Below are 17,745 nucleotides of genomic sequence, written 5' to 3' on the forward strand. Positions count from 1 at the left end.
AATTAATATGGAAGAAAGTGAAGGTTATCCCTTCGTCTTTCAAATGATAGACAGGGATAGTGCTGATGAATGGCTGATTGAAACTTTGCAATATAGATTCAAGTCAGCTAAATCTCATCATTCTTATATTGTAAGAGTTGAGCGTTATCAGGAACATGCTTATTGCGTGAAGTTCTTTGATAAAGCCAATATGAATAGTAAATTGAAATTTAGTCTTCGGACTAACACATTTGAGCCAAGAATCATTTTCTATACATTGTTCCATATTATGCTTGATGTATTGAAAAGAGATAGCAAAGCCTCATTCTTTTTTGTTGGTGCAGAAGATGAAAATGATGAATTAGGAATGGCAACAAGACGATTTCGTGTATATAAGAAATTCACTACGTCTGTGGTATCTGAAAGATTATTCAAGCATTATGCAATAGAAAATGAGTCTTTGTATATACTAATCAATAAGAACAGTTGTTTTGACTGTGATGATTTAGCCAAAAGAATTACTGTTGCAGTAAAAAAACTATTCTCTCGTCATTAAAACAGAATTAGGTTTACAGTATATATCTGATTACGGGAAAACGACAAGGGTCTATATGTCACGATGAAAAGGTGGCGTATAGACCCTTGGTTATATGGTGACTAAAGTTTCGCAAGTTACTTGAATATACTGACAAGGAAAAGACTTTACAACCGAAGCTTTCTGAAAGACTCCGGAAAGAGAAGTGAAAGAAGCTGGAAGACTGGTGCGCCGGCGGGGGATACCATATTGAATCATGGTTATCCTGTCGCGCTCGCTGGATATTTCCAAGAACGAGTTGGCACGCTACTTCACTTCATTTCTAAACTCCACCTTCCGCCTCTGGCTTGCCGAGGTACGTTTTGTGGCTTCTCTGCCCGCACCTATCTGTACCGCATTTTCAAATTAAAAGAAGGCTGTACTCCTGCCGAATGGCGGGAGAAAATGGCTGAAAATGTAGCTTTTACCTTTTATTTATAGCACCCACTCCAACCAATTCTCTGGTGTTACGATGGCTTTTTCCTTCACATCGTATGCAGTAAGAAAGGTATTCGGAAATTGAGTGTTAGCGTTGTTTCATATCATTAAACCCTTTCCATTATTAATAAAGTTCTTTGTTCCAATTTCGGCACAAAGATAAGAAAAAAAATCCTAATCCCAAAATTTATACTGAATTTTGGGATTGTAATCCCAAAATTCTATATGATTTTTGGGATTAGGGACCCAAAAAGCTCCAGAAGCAGCACGCCCTTTACCTTTGCTTTACTCTTCGGCCAGCGATTTTCAATTCCGCTACGCGCCGGTGACCGAAGTAGCATACCACTTCTTCTTACCTGCGTTTTCACCAGTCTGAGGTGTGCGCTGTACTTTACGATATTTCAATGTTCCTTTCTGTTCCATAATCTTAAATTTTTAAAGGGTTAATAAATTGTTATTGCCTTTCTTCGAACGACAGTGCAAAGATATCCAGGGATTTCTGGGAAAAGTTACGGAAAAAGTGAGGAACCCACATATTTTATGTTATAAGGTAAATATATGTGTAAATCTGTGACAAGGGTCTATATGCCACGATGAAAAGGTGGCGTATAGACCCTTGATTATATGGTGATATTCGTAATCTACATCTCCGCTATTATATTTTTTATGAATTGCTCAGATTCTTAATGATTTCCAAAGGTAGCTGGGTTGCTTTGGCAACCTGTTCGGCAGAAAGTCCCATTGCCAGCAAACGTTGTGCTGTTTCTGTGTTGGCCTCATGTTTGCCTTCTGCTCTACCTTTTTTCATACCTTTTTCCATACCTTCCTTCATACCAATTTCCTTACCCTCAGCTATGCCTTCACGCTTGGCAGTGTCTACGGAATTCTTGATGTCGCGATATGCCATCTTGCTGGTCTCGTACTCCCTCATTTCCTGCGGAGTAAACTTGGCAATCTCGGCTTTGATGTATCTTTCTTCTACCTGCTTCATAATCATCTATATTAAAATGCTAGCGCAAAGTTACGACTTTATTTTCATATCTGCAAGAGTTTTCTGGGAAAAGTTACGGAAAAAGTTAGGAACCCACATATTTTATGTTATAAGGTAAATATCTGTGTAAATCTGTGACAAGGGTCTATATGCCACGATGAAAAGGTGGCATATAGACCCTTGATTATATGGTGATATTCGTAATCTACCTGGCATCAAACCAAAGTAGTCATTTTCAGAAAATCTCGCAGATGAATGTGCTTAATGCCATCAATATTGGTTTGACTGTAAAGCCTATCCATAGAAATCACGTATTTGGGATGACTGTCTTTTATCAGTTTCAAATTGCCGAATTCACGCTCTACCGTTTCCTCAGAAGCCAGCAGATAGGTAACTTGCACATACGCCACACTATCCGCTTTCTCGGCAACAAAATCAATCTCAGTCTTATACATCTGACCAACATATACTTTATACCCCATCCTGCACAAATGGATATATACAGCGTTTTCCATCACCTTTTCGATATCAAAACGCCTGTTGCCACCTATAATATGATTCCTGATTCCCAGGTCTTCGAAATAGAACTTGTCGCCTAACTCGAAAAGTCGCTTGCCATGAATGTCGTATCTGTTAACTCGATCGATAATAAAAGCATTGCTTAAATACTCCAAATACGTGAGAATCATCTTGGCAGACGTTTCGGTGTTCTGGCTTTTCAGAAATTTTACAATACTCGTTGCTGAGAATTGTTTACCGATATTATCGCTCACAAACTTCAGCAGCGTTCGCAACAATGGTATGTTTCTGATGTTTTCTCGCTCTATGATATCACGAAGTACTATCGTATTATACACATTGTCAAGATAATCTTCTACCAAATCCGTATTTTCCAATCCTAAACTGCGCAACTGAGGGAGCCCGCCATACTGCAGATACAGGTTCAAGGAAGCATCATCATTCCACGTCCAAACATGCGTTCGATACGATTGGAATACCCTAGTCTTTCTAATATTTTTTGTTTCATACGAGTAAAACTTTTCGCAAAGATACTCTTTTTGTTTCACATAAGTAACAAAAACGATAGATTTTTTGTTTTTATTACTTATAATTAACAGGTTGGGTACACATTGCGCCTCACGGGAAGCGACAAGGGTCTATATGCCACGATGAAAAGGTGGCGTATAGACCCTTGGTTATATGGTGATATTTGTCATCAATATCTCCGCTATTATATTTTTTATGAATTGCTCAGATTCTTAATGATTTCCAAAGGTAGCTGGGTAGCTTTGGAAACCTGTTCGGCAGAAAGTCCCATTGCCAGCAATCGTTGTGCTGTTTCTGTGTTGGCCTCATGCTTGCCTTCTGCTCTACCTTTCTCCATGCCTTCAGCAATTCCTTCTTCCTTACCTTTTTCCATACCTTTCTGATATCTGTCATCCAGAAGGGTTCTTTCAACACTTACCGAATCCCAGAATTTATCATAGGCACGGAGCTCGGCATCTGTAAAGCCGGAAACTTCAAGATCCTCTACGGCTTTTCCAATCTCTGGGTCATTGAGCAGGTCGGAAGGAATATCCTTCGTATTGGAATTTATTTCTGTGAGGAAACGGAGCCACAAGACCATCATGCGCTTGTCGGCAATGGAATGAGGAGTGAACTTAGGGAGTTCAATGAAGGTGAAATGCAAGCCTTCGATGACCTTATTGCTGTCCTTATCATGCACGATGCGGTAGTTGTGGATGAAATCTGGAGTATCATGCGCAAAGATATCATTTATCAGGTTGAGAGAATACACTGGTTGCAGTTCGCTGTATTTTCCGCCCTTTTTTGCCTGACTCACATAGAGCTTGGATGCATTGAACAGTACTCGCTGCTGGAATGCGTCAGACCATTCCATCTGCATTTCCACGCAGAACTTCCTGCCTCTGACGTCGGTGCAGAGTACATCAACTATGGTGTTCTTGCCCCCTTCGAGCTGGGGCACAAGTTCTGTAGGCAGATACTTTATCTCGTGTATCTGCTCTTCTTCGCTGAGTGGCAGGAGAGCGTTCAGAAGACTGATCAGTCTTTTAGGATGATTGCCGAATATCTTCTTGAACGTAAGGTCTGCCTTAGGATCTAAGTACTTCATAACCATCTGTTTTAAAATTCACTACTGCAAAGTTACGACTTTATTTTCAAACCCGCAAGAGATTTCAGTGAAAAGTTTATGAAAAAGTAAGAGATTGCGTTTCTTATGTGACAGGACAAGGGTCTATATGCCACGATGACAAGTGGTGTATAGACCCTTGATTATATGGTAACTAAAGTTTCGCAAGTTACTTGAATATACTGACAAGGAAAAGACTTTACACCCGATGCTTTCTGAAAGACTTCGGAAAGAGAAGTGAAAGAAGCAGAAGAAGACTGGTGCGCCGCACGTGGGGGTACCATATTGAATATGGTTACCCTGTCGCATTCGTTAGATATCCCTAAGGCGGAGCGGTCCCGAAACTTCTCGGAGACTGACATCATTTCAGCCGAGTACAGCTTCTCTGCCTGTCCCTATCTGTACCGCATTTTCAAGTTAAAGGAAGGCTGTACTCCTACCGAATGGCGGGAGAAAATGGCTGAAAATGTAGCCTCGGAGGATAAAAAGCAGGATTAACCATTTTTCGATAAATACCAGGAAAACGCATCGCGAAATGAAAAAATACGTTAAAAAGGGTGTCGCATTCATAGGAATGCGACACCTTTTTGATAGGAATGCGACACCTTTTTTTCTGAAAATTACGCTAAAATCTGCCGAATAGCTTAGAATGAGCGATTTATGAGTTTTTCACCTCAATGGAGGTAATGATTTAGCAACGGTTCTAATTTCTACAATTTGCATACGTTTGATTGTCAAACAACTCTTTGTCATCTTGGTGGCAAAAATACAATTTTAAATTTAGAATACTGCATTGTTGCATGTTTTTTAGAGTTTATTATCATCTCAAATATAATTAGGACTCTGAAAATATGCAAAAATGTGCGGTATTTTATGAAATTATCCGTAGAATCTTACCGTATTCTCGAAATTTATTGTATTTTTGCAGCTGTAATGACATTTAATAAGAGGTGAAATGAACAATATAGTTTGCAAAGTAGCAGCACTTGGTGGCACTATCTCCACTACTGATATATCTCATCTGTCAGAGTATAAACGACTGTTGAGAGCTAAGGAGCGTGGCGACTTGATAAAGTTGCGTCATGGCGTATATGCCGTTCCCGATGCTTTGCTTAATACAATGATTGATGTGGAACGGATTGTACCTAATGGTATTGTATGCCTGTACAATGCGTGGGCTTACCATCAGCTTTCGACAACTGTTCCACCTGCTTTTTGTATAGCCATCGCCAACAAGCGGAAGGTGGTGATACCAGATACGCTTCCGATAGAGCTGTATTATTGGAAGAAGGAGAACTTGGAGTTCGGCATTATGGATGCAGAAATTTCAGGGTATCATGTTCGTATTACCGATATGGAGCGAAGTGTTTGCGATGCTGTAAAATACAGGAATAAATTGGGGTTAGATATTTGTGCTGAAGTGATACGCACCTATCTGAAAAAGCCAAACCGCAATCTCACTCGTTTGCAGGATTACGCCCAACGCCTCAGAGTGTTTAATACATTGAAAAATTATCTTGAAATAGCTATAGAATAAGATGGGAAAGAAAAACTACGGTAAGTCTGTTAAGACCCGCTTGCTCAATCTGATGAATGAGACAGGCTATAAATATATGTATCTCTTGGCAAGATATTTCAACGAGAGGTTGCTTTACAGAGTATCTGTAAGCCAATATAAGGACAATTTTTTGCTGAAAGGTGGCTCTTTGCTTTATGCTATGAACGGACTTGAGGCACGTCCTACAGTAGATGTTGATTTCATGGCAGATAGAATTAGCCGTGATAGGGATTTCCTTGCGCACGTGTTCCAGGAAATTTTGGGCATTGTATGCGATGAGGATGGAGTATCGTTTGATGTTAATAGCATTAAGTTGGAGCCTATAACTGTTGAAAAGAAGTATCCTGGCACCCGATTCTATTTTACTGCCCACATGGATACCATTTCTTATAACATGTCTGTTGACATTGGCTTTGGTGATGTTGTAACTCCATATCCAACAACTATTGACTTCCCATTGCTTTTGCCTGACATTCCATCTGTGAACATACAGGCATATTCCTTGGAGACTGTTGTTGCCGAGAAATTCCATACGATGATAGACCGAGATGTGCTCAACAGTCGCATGAAAGATTTCTTCGACTGTTACCAACTCCTGACAAAGAGAGAATTGTCTGATGACACATTATATGATGCGATTAAGGCGACTTTCGATAATAGAGGGCTTACATACAATCCCGAATTGCAGTTGTTTACAGAAAGTTTTGCGACAGACGCAGCACGTATAGTTCGCTGGAAAGCATTTCTGAAAAAGATTCAATGGAAAGAAACTCTTGATTTCAAGACTGTTATGGAAGTAATAAAGGAAAGGTTACAGCCTATGGCTGAAAAATATTGGAAAAAGTAGTTTACCCTTTTATCATTCTTTCGTCTTTGAATATAAAGAACACTAAAAATAGAAGATTATGATAAAAAGTAAGATTTCTGTTGCTGTACTATTTCTGCTATGCCTTTGTTGGTTACCAACACTTTCATTGGCAAAAGGAAAGAGCCATTTTACGGTAGAAGATTCACAATATGGAACTCGCCTTGTGAAATGGGAAGGAAAAGACTCTGTTGTGGATTTTAATAACATCCAAGAGCTTAAGAATGTAAAAGTAATAGGAGAAATGGCTTTTGAAATGAATAAGTACATTAAGCAAGTCATCCTTCCCGACAATTTGCTGATTATAGAAAAACGAGCTTTCAATACTTGTGAGAATCTTCAAACCGTAAAGATGCCAAACACAGTGAGGTATATCGGCAATAGTGCATTCAATATGGACCATCAATTAGAGCTTAGCGTCTTGCCGGACAGTTTGCAAGAAATCGGTGAATGGACATTTTGGGATTGTAATAAGGTCTGCATATCCGTGATACCTGAGCATGTGAGCAAAATAGGAAGACAGGCTTTCACTTGTTGCGAAGGCATAAAGGCCCTTGTATTCAAGAATCAACTAGAAGTAATTAACGACCGTGCATTTTCTGGTTGCAAGAACTTGGAACGCATAGTCTTTCCGAACAATTTGAGAGAGATCTCCGATTTTGCCTTTGCCCGATGCATTAACCTTAAAGGCATCAATCTCCCTGCATCTTTGCAGAAAATCGGATATAGAGCATTTGGAAACTGCGAGTCACTTTTATTCGTGAAGTATAATTCTAATCCCAAAGTTGACTCTTCCGCATTTATGAATTGCCCAATAAGCCAAGAGAAATAACATTAGTATCAACAATAAAGACAAAGGATATGAAAAAGATTGTTTTATTGATAACCGCCATCTGCCTAACATCAGAGACATTCGGGCAGAAAACGAGTTCCTCTTCCGTAGATGAATACGAATGCATCTACGAGTACCAAATGAAGAATGACAAAGGCTCTTCTGATGTCACTTCTACCATTCTTCAAATTGGCAGAAACTCAGCTATGTTCTCTGATTACACTGCGTTTCAAGCAGACTCAGCCATTGCTTGCAAAGCGCCAGAATCAGAGATTCAAAAGTTCAAGACACGGGAAAAGAGAAATGATTTGCTTTTCGACCAATCAGTCTCTCAAAATGTGCCTAAGGGCAAACTGACCGTTTATAGCGTAATCACGCCAAACTACTACAGCTATACGGAAAGTGCCAATCCCATAAATTGGAATCTGAGCGAGGGCATTGACACTATCTGTGGTTACACCTGTCAGAAAGCTGTTGGAGAATATGGTGGAAGAACTTGGACTGTTTGGTATTCCACGGACATACCAGCATCCTTTGGACCATGGAAACTTTGTGGTTTGCCAGGCTTGGTATTGGCAGCAAAGGATTCAGAAGGCATACATAAGTTCAATGCTATAACTTTCCGTAAATCAAGCACCCCTATGAACTTCAAGCCTTACACCAATATCATCAAGACTTCGAGGGAACAGTTTGTCAAGGCGAAGAATAAGTTTGAGCAAAATCCTATGGGCAACATTCCTGCAGAATCCATCAGCGAGATGACTATTCAGAAATATGAGGATGGTGGGCATAGTGCCTTGGTCAATGGTGTGGTACTGAGAGTGCGCCCTAATGGATATGTTCCTCTCGAATTGAAGTAAACAAAGAGATTGATAAATATGAGAAGGTTTCTAATTTTGATGATGTTAGCTTGTCTCTGTAACTGCACTTTTGCCCAAAGTGTAGTTACAGGAATAGTGCGTGACACCATTGGCACGGCTTTGGAAGGTGTCATCGTAAGAGTAAATGCCGATAAGGCTACTCTTGGCTTTGCGAGAACATCAGAAAATGGAACTTATAAGATAACACTTAAGTCAGATGCCAAGCAGCTAATCGTCACTGCCGAAGCCATCGGATACGAGAAAACCAAAAGAGAAATCAAGAATGTCTCACAAGAGTGCAACTTCAATCTAAAGGAAAAGACCACAGACCTAAAAGAGGTTGTTGTAAAAGCTCCAGCCATCTACCAACGAGGGGATACTTTGTCATACAACTTAGCCTCGTATATCGGAAAGAATGACTATACGCTGAAAGATGCCATGAAGAAACTCCCTGGCATTGAAGTAGGCGACAAAGGTTCTATCAAATATCTGGGCAAGGAGATTTCTAACTTCTATATCAATGGCATGGATTTGTTGGGTGGACGATACAACATTGCCACTACCAATATACCCGCTTCTTTTGTCAACTCAGTCCAAGTGTTGAGTAACCACCAAGCCGTAAAAGCCAACAAAGATGTATTCTCAGACAACGTGGCTATCAATGTGAACATGAGCAACAAGGCAAAGTTTAAGCCTGTAGGCTCTTATGGAGTGTCATTAGGGGCAGGCAAACACACCTTATATGAAATCAATGGTGCCGGTATGCTCTTCAAATCCAACTTTCAAATGTTGGCTTCGCTAAAAGCAGGCAATATCAATCAGTTTGCATTGACTGATGGGACGAATCACTTTGACAACAAAGAGACATTATCTACGTTGTCTAATTTATTAGAGAACATTTCCGCTTCCACTCCTCCTATTGAAATTGACAGATATGCCTCACCAACAGATAGATTATTGTCATTCAACATATTGAGAAAGATAAGAAAGGATGTTACCCTAAAAGGTAATATCGGGTATAGCTATGCCAAAAGTCAGTACGACTATAGCTTGACGAGAAGTTATGCGGATGCGGATAACAATGTCATTATCGCCCAAGAGTATTCTCCCCTATCAACCATACATCGCCCAAGCATCCAGTTGGAATACAAAGACAACTCAGAAAAGACTTATCTTAGCAACACACTGTCGAGCACAGGTTCTTTTCTGACATCAGAATTGCCTACTAAAGAGAACGGTTCTCTCTTTAACCAGAAGCAGACCATGAGAGAGTTTTATGTGAACAACAAGTTCTCTACCTTGTGGCATCACAAGGATTTGTGTTGGGCGGTTACGTCTATCATGTCGTATCAAGGTTCTCCTATGGGAAAGATAACTCTTAACAAGGAAACTACCGATAATGTGGTACAAAATGCCAATGGAAGAAGTTTTCGTACAGAGAATACTCTCTCAATGTCTAAAAAGCATCTCTATTCTCGTATTTATTTACCAATATTGCTGAATTATTATATGGATAAGGTGCAAACAAGCCTGCACCCTACAGACGAGAGCAATGATGTGAATATGCAGAATTTCAGAATGGCTCTGGTACCACAATATGAGTACTCACATCCTCAATATAAATATGTCTTCCGATTGGAAATACCTATGCGCATAGACTATATAATCCATAAGGACAACTTGGAAAGCGCATCGTCTGGTTCTTGGTATTATTCTGTTTGTCCTAGCGTATATTGCAACTATAAGGTAACTTCTCGCTCGGTACTTCGCACCAACATATTCTATGCTCGCACCTTTGGGGACATTTTGGATTTCTTGAAAACACCCGTCAGATTCAATGACACCTCGCTGAAGGTTGGCTCTGGTATCTTGGCGGACAACAAGAGTTTGAACGCCTCATTGCATTACGACTATAAGATACCACTGAAAATGTGGTTCTTCAATGCAGACTTTCTATATAATCAGGAAAAGAGCAACTTACTGATGAGTCAAGATGCAAGTTCTACTCTCATCACGATGTCGAAGATATATGCCCCAAATACAGGTAGAAGTTTTATGGGGCAAGTTGGTGTCACTAAATTTATAGAACCCATCAAGACAAAGATTTCCTTGAATGGTGGCTACCAATGGAAGCGACAAACGACTTTGCAGAATGATTTTCAGCAGGAATACACTTGGAAGAGTTGGGCATTCTCCCCATATCTGACTTCACAACCTTGCAAGTATGTGGAGTTGGCTTATAACGGAATGTTTGCCAAAACTTATCTTTCCACGGAGTATCAGAACAACAGCTATCTGAGCCAACAACACAAAGTGTCATTGAAACTCATGCCATTCGATGGCTTTACATTCGACACTTCTGCTGACATTGTAAAGAATGAATTGACGAAAGATGTGTCAAAGACAATGAGTTTGCTCGATATGGGGTTGTCATATAGGAAGAAAGTCATGAAGATTTCTTTTGACATCAGGAACATTTTGAATCAACGCCAATATGCATACACTATCTATAATTCCGTCAATACCTTCACGTATAACTATCTACTGAGGGGAAGAGAGTGTGTCTGCACTGTAAAACTAACAATGTAAACCTAACAAAACAGGTGTTGTAAAATAAAGTTTTTATTATTTCTCAACTTTGGAGAGAAATACATCCATTTATGGCAAGGTCTTTGGGAGCAACCCAAAAGGTTTCGAGTAACTCGAAACATACCTTGCTGTGTCTTTATGGACACCATGTTTTGGCAAGAGTAAATCTAATACCATTGAAAACACTGCGGAGGTTCGCCCAGTGGCTGGAGGCGCAAAGCCTCCAAGGAACGGCTCATTTTCTTTATGCTAAAGGATGAAAACGGAAAAAATCCCGAAGAATGAGTTTTCCTTGAATGCCATTCCTCGGGATGAACAAAAATGTATTCCTGCATGTCATACGTTTTATATGTCATACGATAAAAATGTAAAACGTATGGCATCAATGCATATATGCTTACACACTTCTTTGCATGGATACTTCTTTATCAAATTGCAACTGCACTTCCATACGACAATGAATCAGTACGTCAATAAGTCAATACGACAGCGAATCATCGAAGCGTCAAAAAAGCGACCATTCTCAACTAAAGGAATTAGTCCATCCATAGAGTTGCAAGACAATGTTTGTTTTCTCTTTTGCTCCGTACAATCTCTTGATGATGGCATCACGAAGTTGTGCCGCACCATTAGAGTTTAGACGGAAGCAAATGGCAACAACCATAGGGAATCCATACAACGTTTGCCAAATACCCTTGGAAAGTTCTTCCCTTTGTTGGACCTCCAACATAGACAACATACCTTCTTTATATATAGCTCGTATCACAGCAGTGAGTTTCGGGGCAGTGATATAAAGCATATCAATCAACTCACTCTCACTCATCCACAAGTTCTCCAAGTTGGACGGAATGGAAAGCCTTCCATTGCCGCCCACGGTGATTATTGTCCTTTTCATGCCATTCCTCCCATTACAGGCAAATGCCCCTTGATTCGACTTTCAAAGACAGATATGTCATGGTCAAGCTTGGTGCTTGTCACCTTGGCATATATCTGTGTCGTGGTGATATTCGTGTGACCAAGAATCTTACTCACGCTCTCTATCGGCATTCCGTACTCCAAGGCTAAAACAGCCCAACTATGACGTGAGACATGAAACGAGACACGCTTCTTGATGCCACACATTGCAGCAACTTTCTTTATGCGCTTGTTGATGCTGTCAAGGTTGCCGATATTGAACAAGTGACTTCCTTTTCTGAAAGCCTTGTATCTCCCAATAATCTGCATGGGAATGTCCATCAACTTGATTTGGAACGGAACGCCTGTCTTCTGACGCTTGGAAACAATCCAAGGAGCACCGTTTATCATGCTGATGTTATCTTCCGTCAAGTTCTTGATGTCGATGAAAGCTATACCTGTCCAACTGCCAAAGATAAAAAGGTCTCTCGCAAATGCCATGTTGGGGTCTTCCAACTTTATCTCAGTCATGGCGGTAAGCTCGTCCAAGGTCAAGAACTCACGTTCCTTGTGGTCTGGATCAACGTGGTACATGGCAAACGGATTTCTCGGTATCTTGCCGTTGTAGTGTGCCGCCGTAACGATATGTTTCAGAGGTATGGAGTAAATCCAAATGGAGGACTGCGCAAGCCCTACCACATTTTTCAAGTAAAGGCAATAGTCACGGATAAACTCCTCGGTAAGCTCATTCATGGACATATCGCTGCGCTTGTACTGATACTTGATGAACTCGGCAACGTACTTTCTCATCACAAGATACTTGTTGTAAGTGTTCTTGGCTCTGTCCTTGCCTACACGTTTGGCAAAGGCTGCGTTCTCCTTGTCGAAAGCTCTGAGCAAGGTCTCGTATTCGGTGCCTATGCCTTGATAGGCGTTTCTCACCATTTCAGCTGTAACGAACGCCTCACGGTCGGAAAGTCGCTGGTAATGCTTGGCGATTTGAGCCTTGATGTTGTCGAGCGCAAAGTTCACCTCCTTGGCTTCCTTGCTCTTGCCAATGGCTCTGTTGCCCTTGGCATCCCAGATAGCCTTGGTAACGCTCTGCTTGCAACTGAACAGTGCGATTGTTCCGTTGATTGTCACTCGCCCCATGATTGGGACAATTCCATTTCTCTCCTTGCTTCTATTTACATAGAAGACTGTCTTGAAAGTGCATCTCATAATTCTTACTTTTTTGTTCGATGCAAAATTAAACTATGAGAGTTGCATGGCAAAACCAAAACTTACGCAGAATGGAGAAGATTGAACCGCCACCGTTAAAAATGCTTATTAGGGCGTTTTCATTGGGTAATGATTTGAAAGCATTTCTACTTCTCTAATCTGCTTTTTCCTCATTTCCTTGTCACTGCCAACTAAAGCCAACGACTGCCACAACCACTTGAAACTCAAACAAAATGCTCTATTTTGCTATTTTTTGCCTTTTTAGGCGTTCTTTTTGAAAAAAAAACACTATATTTGCACCATGGAAAATATAATTCAGACTTTCACGAAAGAGGAACAGGCTATTTTTATAGTGGCATTGTTTCTTCTGTTGTTCGCCATAGTTATGAGCTATGCCATGGTTCAAGACTACAGGATATATCTTGATGAAAACTACAAGGCTCGCTACAGCTTCTGTGATTTCATCAAGAGAGAAAGATACTATATCTATCTGTTTCTCGGACTGACTTTCGTCATCATCCTGGGATTTACAGTATATCTGATGGCAATGAGAGAAAATATGTAAGAAAGTAGAATAACAATAATAATTTACAGTTATGAACAACAAAAAACAAAGAAACAGGCTATTCACGATGCTTCTGCTCGTGATGGCTATCCTCATGCCTTATGAGGGGGCATGGGCAGCCACTAATGTAACGACCTCAAGGCCAGCCCAGGGCGATGGCTCGAGCAGTAATCCATTCCAAATTTCCAACGCCAAGGAGCTGGCATGGTTTCGTGACTGGGTGAATGGTACGTATACGGTGAGTGGCAGCGAGTCGGCTACTACCCACCTCAATGCGTGCGCCAAGCTCACTGCCGACATAGACCTAAAGGACTTCTGCTATGCGGCTGATGCGTCTCAAAACTTAGAAGAACTGAGCTGGGTGCCTATTGGAAAAAATATTGAAAGGAATTACAAAGGTACTTTCGACGGAAATAACAAGACCATCACTAACCTTTATATCAATGCAACCCAAAAATTTATGGGGCTTTTCGGTTGTACCGATCAAAGCACTATTAAGAACTTAACCTTTGAGTATGCAAATGTGACAAATACGCAAGATATCATAGGAATTTTGGTTGGTTATGCAAATACAAGCACCCTTCAAAATATCAAAATATCAGAAACGTGCCAAATAAGAGGTAATTATACTGGCGGTATTGCAGGTATACTTGATGGTAACGCCTACAACTGCGTGAACTACGCCACGGTACAAGGCAAAGAAAAAGTCGGTGGTCTTTTTGGCTCCTACCAAAAAACAGGTAATTCTATAACCGCCTGTGCCAACTATGGAAATGTAACGGCAACAAGTCAGCGTGTAGGTGGCTTGGTTGGCGATTTCAGTGGCGGAACGATCCAAGACTGCGCCAACTATGGAAATGTAAAAGGTGCAAATAGTGTTGCTGGCTTGGCAGGTTATGTACACAATGGCAAGATACAGAACGTGTTCAGCTATGGCAACATCAGTGCCACGGAAAGCACGCATGATATAGGCATGGCTTTTGGCTATTCTAAATATGGGGACACTGAAGGCATGGTGGCATACTATAGTGGCGCAAAGCTGACTGCAAACAGCCAAGAGATTACGGTTAAAGCCTTCGGAAGCGGCAATCTCTCTGAAGATAACGCAACAGGATTTACAGAGACCCAGCTGAAAAGCGGTGTTGTTGCCTATCTGCTCCAGCAAAATGCTTCGAGCGAAGCAAAATGGGGACAAAATCTGGCTAATAATGGAGACAGTTATCCCGTCATTGGTTCGGAACATCAGGTTTATGCTGACAATCTGACTTTAAATTGCAAAACCTATAAGGTGGTGAAGGGTAGTCTCACCAACAATCCTACCAGTTCCGCAATCAGGTATCAACACGGACAGACAATAAATCACCACGCTGCAACAAACGCTACTTGCACAGAGGCGGCAACCAAGGAATATTGGCAATGCCAGGACTGCCAAAGGATATATTCCGACAGCCAATTGACCAAGGAATTGACTGATGTAACGGACGCAGAGCATCCTGCTCTTGGACACACCAACAATGAGGATGGCTATTGCGACCGTTGCAAGCATTATGTGGCAGTGAAGCCTTCAGAGCAAAATGGGGTGTACCTGATAGCCAAACCTTGCCACTTGGCTTGGTTCCGCGACTATGTGAACGGAACTATTGTGGACGAAGGCGAAGTAGCTGGAACTACTCACTCGTCAGCATCTGCCATGCTGACTGCGGATATCGATCTAAAGAACTACTGCCATGCGGCTGAAGACGGCAAGGAACTCTTGAGTTGGCTTCCGATAGGCAATTCCTATGATCGCTGGAAGGGAAATATGGACGGTCAGGGACACACCATCTCACATCTCTATATCAAGACGGCACAAATCTATGTGGGGCTTTTCGGCTATACTGAGGATGCAACTATCCAAAACCTTACCTTTGACTATGCCAAGGTGGAGAATGTGAGCACATGCACCGGTATCTTGGCAGGATATGCATTTGCATACTCGAATTCTCCAGCACATATAAAGGGTATTAAAACCACAAAGAATTGTACTGTAATAGGACAAGGTCGTACTGGCGGTATCGTTGGAGATGCCCAAATAAATCTCGAAAACTGCGAGAATCACTCCAGCGTGAAGGGCACGAGCGATGTAGGCGGAATTGCTGGTTCTAGCACTTATAAAAACATCAAGTGCTGCACCAATTACGGAACCGTTGAAAACAATAATTCCTCTATTGGTGGAATCATAGGGAGTGCTGATAGACCAAGTATCGAAGATTGCGCTAACTATGGCAAGATTACAAGCACAGGTTGGCTTGTCGGTGGCATAGCAGGACAAACGTTGATTAACTGCAGTATCCAGAATGTGTTCAGTTATGGAGATGTGACGAATACAAATGACAATCCAGGAATCATTATAGGTCGTGTGCACGGTACACTAACCGCAAAGGGTATTGTAACTTACAACAAGGAGGCATTGCTAAATAATTCATCTGAGAACATCAAAATAGTTGGTAGCGGAAGTCTGACTTTCGAAGACGGAAAGGTAGAAGCTGACGTGGTCAAGGCTTTCACCAAACAGCAGATAAAGAGCGGTGAGGTGGCATGGCTGCTGAATGGCTCCACATCTACCCCTGCAGAAGGAAGCATCTTGGTATGGTATCAGAAGTTGGGCGAGAATGGCGATGAATATCCAGTGCTTACCCCAAGCAACGGGAATACCGTATACAACAATTATTATACTTGCGGTGACAAGCAAGTGAACATTTTCAGCAATACGGAGGCAAATGCACATGAGAAGTACGACAAGCACGTCAAGGATACGGAGACTCTGTTGACAAACGGACTCTACAGCTCCACTTGTCAGCGATGCGAAAACAACTTCTTGTATATCAAGGACTTCTGTGGCATTGATGGCAACGACTTGGAGTTGACTGCTAATACTGACGGTTCATACACGACATTCAAACCTGTTGATATCAATGACGATGCGCCTTACAACAGCCCTGTGGACTTCACTGCCCCAACGCTGAACTACACCCGCGACTATCTAGGCGCAGACCAGTGGCAGGCTGTGTACGTGCCTTTCGAGACTCAGGCTACGGACTGGACCGGCAACGGCATCACCGTGGCAAGCATCAATAACTTCCATGAGTATGAAAAGGAAGATGGCAGTGGCTATGAGACGGTACTTGAAGTGAAGAAAGCTACTTCTGGAGAGTTTGAGGCTAACACCCCATACTTATTGAGAACAAACGATAGCGGAAGCAAGACTATCACTATCAATAATGCCAAGTTGCATAAGGCAGAATCGAAAACACACTACTGCATGAGCATGACTCGCAAGTATGACTTCACAGGCATCTACACTCCACAAAGTGGATTAGGTCAGGATGGAGTATCGGTTGCAGTGTATGCTCTCAACAAGAAAGGATGCATAGCTCCGTTAAACCCTTCTACCGAAGTTGGTGCACAGCGTTGGTATCTTACGGTAAGTAATCGTAATGGTTCTAACATGTCACAAGCATCAAAATCCCGTTCTATCAACATAGATGAGGTTGGCGAGGGATCAACAACTGCCATAGAGGGCATCCAAGTTATAACCAACAATGAGGCTGATAAAACATCTCTAAATGGTATATATGACTTGCAAGGTCGTAAGCTCTGCAAAGAGCCTACTCATGGCATCTATATCAAAAATGGTAAAAAATATGTGAAATTCAATAAGTTAGGAATATGAAAAAGAATTATCAGAAACCATCAATCGCTATTGTTGAGTTGGAAAATTCCTGTGTTCTATTAGCTGGGTCTGACTTAGGACCAGAAAAACCGCCAAAAAGCTATGAGCAGATTCCATTCACAGATGAAGATTGTGATCCTGCATAGTATTGTGTTTTAGTTTATGCCAAATTGATCGACAAAACATTTGGCAATATTTATCAACCCATACTTCGCAGTTGTTCCAAGGGTCTATACACCTCGACAAAAGGGTGTATAGACCCTTAATTATATGGTGATATTCGTAATCTACATCTCCGCTTTCAGCAGCTTTATCTCCTCTGCCGTCAGCCCCGTCATATCCATGATAGACGCTTCATCCTAGGAAAAGTTTCGGAAAAAGTTAGAGAATGGTGAATGTTGAATGTTGAGTGTTGAATGTTGAGTGTTGAGAGGTAAATGTTGAGTGTTGAATGAAAGAAATATGACGACAAAGAAAAAGGGCGCATCCGGATTGGATGCGCCCTAACTTGTTAA

Annotated in this window: 15 protein-coding genes and 1 pseudogene; 11 read left to right on the top strand and 5 right to left on the bottom strand. The window is 41.4% G+C overall.

What is annotated here, in order from left to right; translation table 11 throughout:
• The first annotated feature begins 7 nt into the window (after nt 1-7).
• A complete protein-coding gene (locus tag FO447_RS00690; protein ID WP_200757232.1) occupies nt 8-535 on the top strand; it encodes a hypothetical protein in 528 nt (175 codons plus the stop codon).
• Between the two features lie 235 nt (nt 536-770).
• Nucleotides 771-923: a hypothetical protein gene (locus tag FO447_RS00695; RefSeq protein WP_181976535.1), complete on the top strand. Its 153-nt coding sequence runs from the start codon at nt 771-773 to the stop codon at nt 921-923.
• A gap of 732 nt (nt 924-1,655) precedes the next feature.
• Here the strand turns inward: FO447_RS00695 and FO447_RS16315 are convergent.
• From FO447_RS16315 to FO447_RS00715, 3 genes and pseudogenes are all read right to left on the bottom strand, one after another.
• Nucleotides 1,656-1,826, bottom strand: a pseudogene (locus tag FO447_RS16315) (Rpn family recombination-promoting nuclease/putative transposase); the annotation flags it as partial.
• 371 nt (nt 1,827-2,197) lie between these two features.
• Complete coding sequence (locus tag FO447_RS00710; RefSeq protein WP_200757233.1) at nt 2,198-2,863, bottom strand: ATP-binding protein; 666 nt, start codon at nt 2,861-2,863, stop codon at nt 2,198-2,200.
• Between the two features lie 359 nt (nt 2,864-3,222).
• Nucleotides 3,223-4,122, bottom strand: coding sequence for an Rpn family recombination-promoting nuclease/putative transposase (locus FO447_RS00715; protein ID WP_200757235.1), 900 nt, complete (start codon nt 4,120-4,122; stop codon nt 3,223-3,225).
• A gap of 249 nt (nt 4,123-4,371) precedes the next feature.
• Between FO447_RS00715 and FO447_RS00720 the strand changes: the two genes are divergently transcribed.
• The 6 genes from FO447_RS00720 to FO447_RS00745 all read left to right on the top strand — a co-directional run bounded on the left by FO447_RS00720 (nt 4,372) and on the right by FO447_RS00745 (nt 10,838).
• Complete coding sequence (locus FO447_RS00720) at nt 4,372-4,632, top strand: helix-turn-helix transcriptional regulator (RefSeq protein ID WP_234699033.1); 261 nt, start codon at nt 4,372-4,374, stop codon at nt 4,630-4,632.
• 457 nt (nt 4,633-5,089) lie between these two features.
• A complete protein-coding gene (locus FO447_RS00725) occupies nt 5,090-5,671 on the top strand; it encodes a type IV toxin-antitoxin system AbiEi family antitoxin domain-containing protein (RefSeq protein ID WP_200757239.1) in 582 nt (193 codons plus the stop codon).
• 1 nt (nt 5,672) lies between these two features.
• Nucleotides 5,673-6,539 (top strand): nucleotidyl transferase AbiEii/AbiGii toxin family protein, encoded by an 867-nt coding sequence (locus FO447_RS00730; protein WP_200757241.1) that lies wholly within the window; start codon nt 5,673-5,675, stop codon nt 6,537-6,539.
• A gap of 58 nt (nt 6,540-6,597) precedes the next feature.
• Nucleotides 6,598-7,389 (top strand): leucine-rich repeat domain-containing protein, encoded by a 792-nt coding sequence (locus FO447_RS00735; RefSeq protein ID WP_200757243.1) that lies wholly within the window; start codon nt 6,598-6,600, stop codon nt 7,387-7,389.
• 29 nt (nt 7,390-7,418) lie between these two features.
• Complete coding sequence (locus FO447_RS00740) at nt 7,419-8,249, top strand: GLPGLI family protein (RefSeq protein WP_200757245.1); 831 nt, start codon at nt 7,419-7,421, stop codon at nt 8,247-8,249.
• A gap of 39 nt (nt 8,250-8,288) precedes the next feature.
• The gene (locus tag FO447_RS00745; protein WP_234699102.1) at nt 8,289-10,838 is read left to right on the top strand and encodes a carboxypeptidase-like regulatory domain-containing protein; all 2,550 of its coding nucleotides are present in this window, start codon (nt 8,289-8,291) and stop codon (nt 10,836-10,838) included.
• Nucleotides 10,839-11,361: 523 nt separating this feature from the next.
• Here the strand turns inward: FO447_RS00745 and FO447_RS00750 are convergent.
• Together FO447_RS00750 and FO447_RS00755 are read right to left on the bottom strand one after the other, a co-directional pair.
• On the bottom strand, nt 11,362-11,733 hold the full coding sequence (locus tag FO447_RS00750; protein ID WP_200757247.1) for a hypothetical protein: 372 nt from the start codon (nt 11,731-11,733) through the stop codon (nt 11,362-11,364).
• Complete coding sequence (locus FO447_RS00755; protein WP_200757249.1) at nt 11,730-12,953, bottom strand: site-specific integrase; 1,224 nt, start codon at nt 12,951-12,953, stop codon at nt 11,730-11,732. Before FO447_RS00755 ends, FO447_RS00750 begins: the two co-directional genes overlap by 4 nt.
• A gap of 301 nt (nt 12,954-13,254) precedes the next feature.
• Here FO447_RS00755 and FO447_RS00760 point away from each other — a divergent pair, with 301 nt between their 5' ends.
• From FO447_RS00760 to FO447_RS00770, 3 genes are read left to right on the top strand one after another with little or no spacing between them, the layout of a single operon-like run.
• Nucleotides 13,255-13,518, top strand: coding sequence for a hypothetical protein (locus FO447_RS00760; RefSeq protein WP_200757251.1), 264 nt, complete (start codon nt 13,255-13,257; stop codon nt 13,516-13,518).
• A 31-nt stretch (nt 13,519-13,549) separates the two neighbouring features.
• Nucleotides 13,550-17,230 (top strand): hypothetical protein, encoded by a 3,681-nt coding sequence (locus tag FO447_RS00765; protein WP_200757253.1) that lies wholly within the window; start codon nt 13,550-13,552, stop codon nt 17,228-17,230.
• Nucleotides 17,227-17,376 carry a hypothetical protein gene (locus FO447_RS00770; protein ID WP_181976539.1) on the top strand — a complete coding sequence of 50 codons (150 nt, stop codon included), beginning with the start codon at nt 17,227-17,229 and terminating at the stop codon, nt 17,374-17,376. The genes FO447_RS00765 and FO447_RS00770 overlap by 4 nt, the downstream gene beginning before the upstream one ends.
• The last annotated feature ends 369 nt before the right edge of the window (nt 17,377-17,745 follow it).

This window comes from Segatella copri (genome assembly GCF_015074785.1).
GTDB lineage: Bacteria > Bacteroidota > Bacteroidia > Bacteroidales > Bacteroidaceae > Prevotella.

Excerpts from the sequence above, each read along its gene's own strand:
- FO447_RS00690 (WP_200757232.1), top strand. The coding sequence starts at position 8 with ATGGAAGAAAGTGAAGGTTATCCCTTCGTCTTTCAAATGATAGACAGG.
- FO447_RS00695 (WP_181976535.1), top strand. The coding sequence starts at position 771 with ATGGTTATCCTGTCGCGCTCGCTGGATATTTCCAAGAACGAGTTGGCA.
- FO447_RS00715 (WP_200757235.1), bottom strand. The coding sequence starts at position 4,122 with ATGGTTATGAAGTACTTAGATCCTAAGGCAGACCTTACGTTCAAGAAG.
- FO447_RS00725 (WP_200757239.1), top strand. The coding sequence starts at position 5,090 with ATGAACAATATAGTTTGCAAAGTAGCAGCACTTGGTGGCACTATCTCC.
- FO447_RS00730 (WP_200757241.1), top strand. The coding sequence starts at position 5,673 with ATGGGAAAGAAAAACTACGGTAAGTCTGTTAAGACCCGCTTGCTCAAT.
- FO447_RS00735 (WP_200757243.1), top strand. The coding sequence starts at position 6,598 with ATGATAAAAAGTAAGATTTCTGTTGCTGTACTATTTCTGCTATGCCTT.
- FO447_RS00740 (WP_200757245.1), top strand. The coding sequence starts at position 7,419 with ATGAAAAAGATTGTTTTATTGATAACCGCCATCTGCCTAACATCAGAG.
- FO447_RS00745 (WP_234699102.1), top strand. The coding sequence starts at position 8,289 with ATGATGTTAGCTTGTCTCTGTAACTGCACTTTTGCCCAAAGTGTAGTT.
- FO447_RS00750 (WP_200757247.1), bottom strand. The coding sequence starts at position 11,733 with ATGAAAAGGACAATAATCACCGTGGGCGGCAATGGAAGGCTTTCCATT.
- FO447_RS00755 (WP_200757249.1), bottom strand. The coding sequence starts at position 12,953 with ATGAGATGCACTTTCAAGACAGTCTTCTATGTAAATAGAAGCAAGGAG.
- FO447_RS00760 (WP_200757251.1), top strand. The coding sequence starts at position 13,255 with ATGGAAAATATAATTCAGACTTTCACGAAAGAGGAACAGGCTATTTTT.
- FO447_RS00765 (WP_200757253.1), top strand. The coding sequence starts at position 13,550 with ATGAACAACAAAAAACAAAGAAACAGGCTATTCACGATGCTTCTGCTC.
- FO447_RS00770 (WP_181976539.1), top strand. The coding sequence starts at position 17,227 with ATGAAAAAGAATTATCAGAAACCATCAATCGCTATTGTTGAGTTGGAA.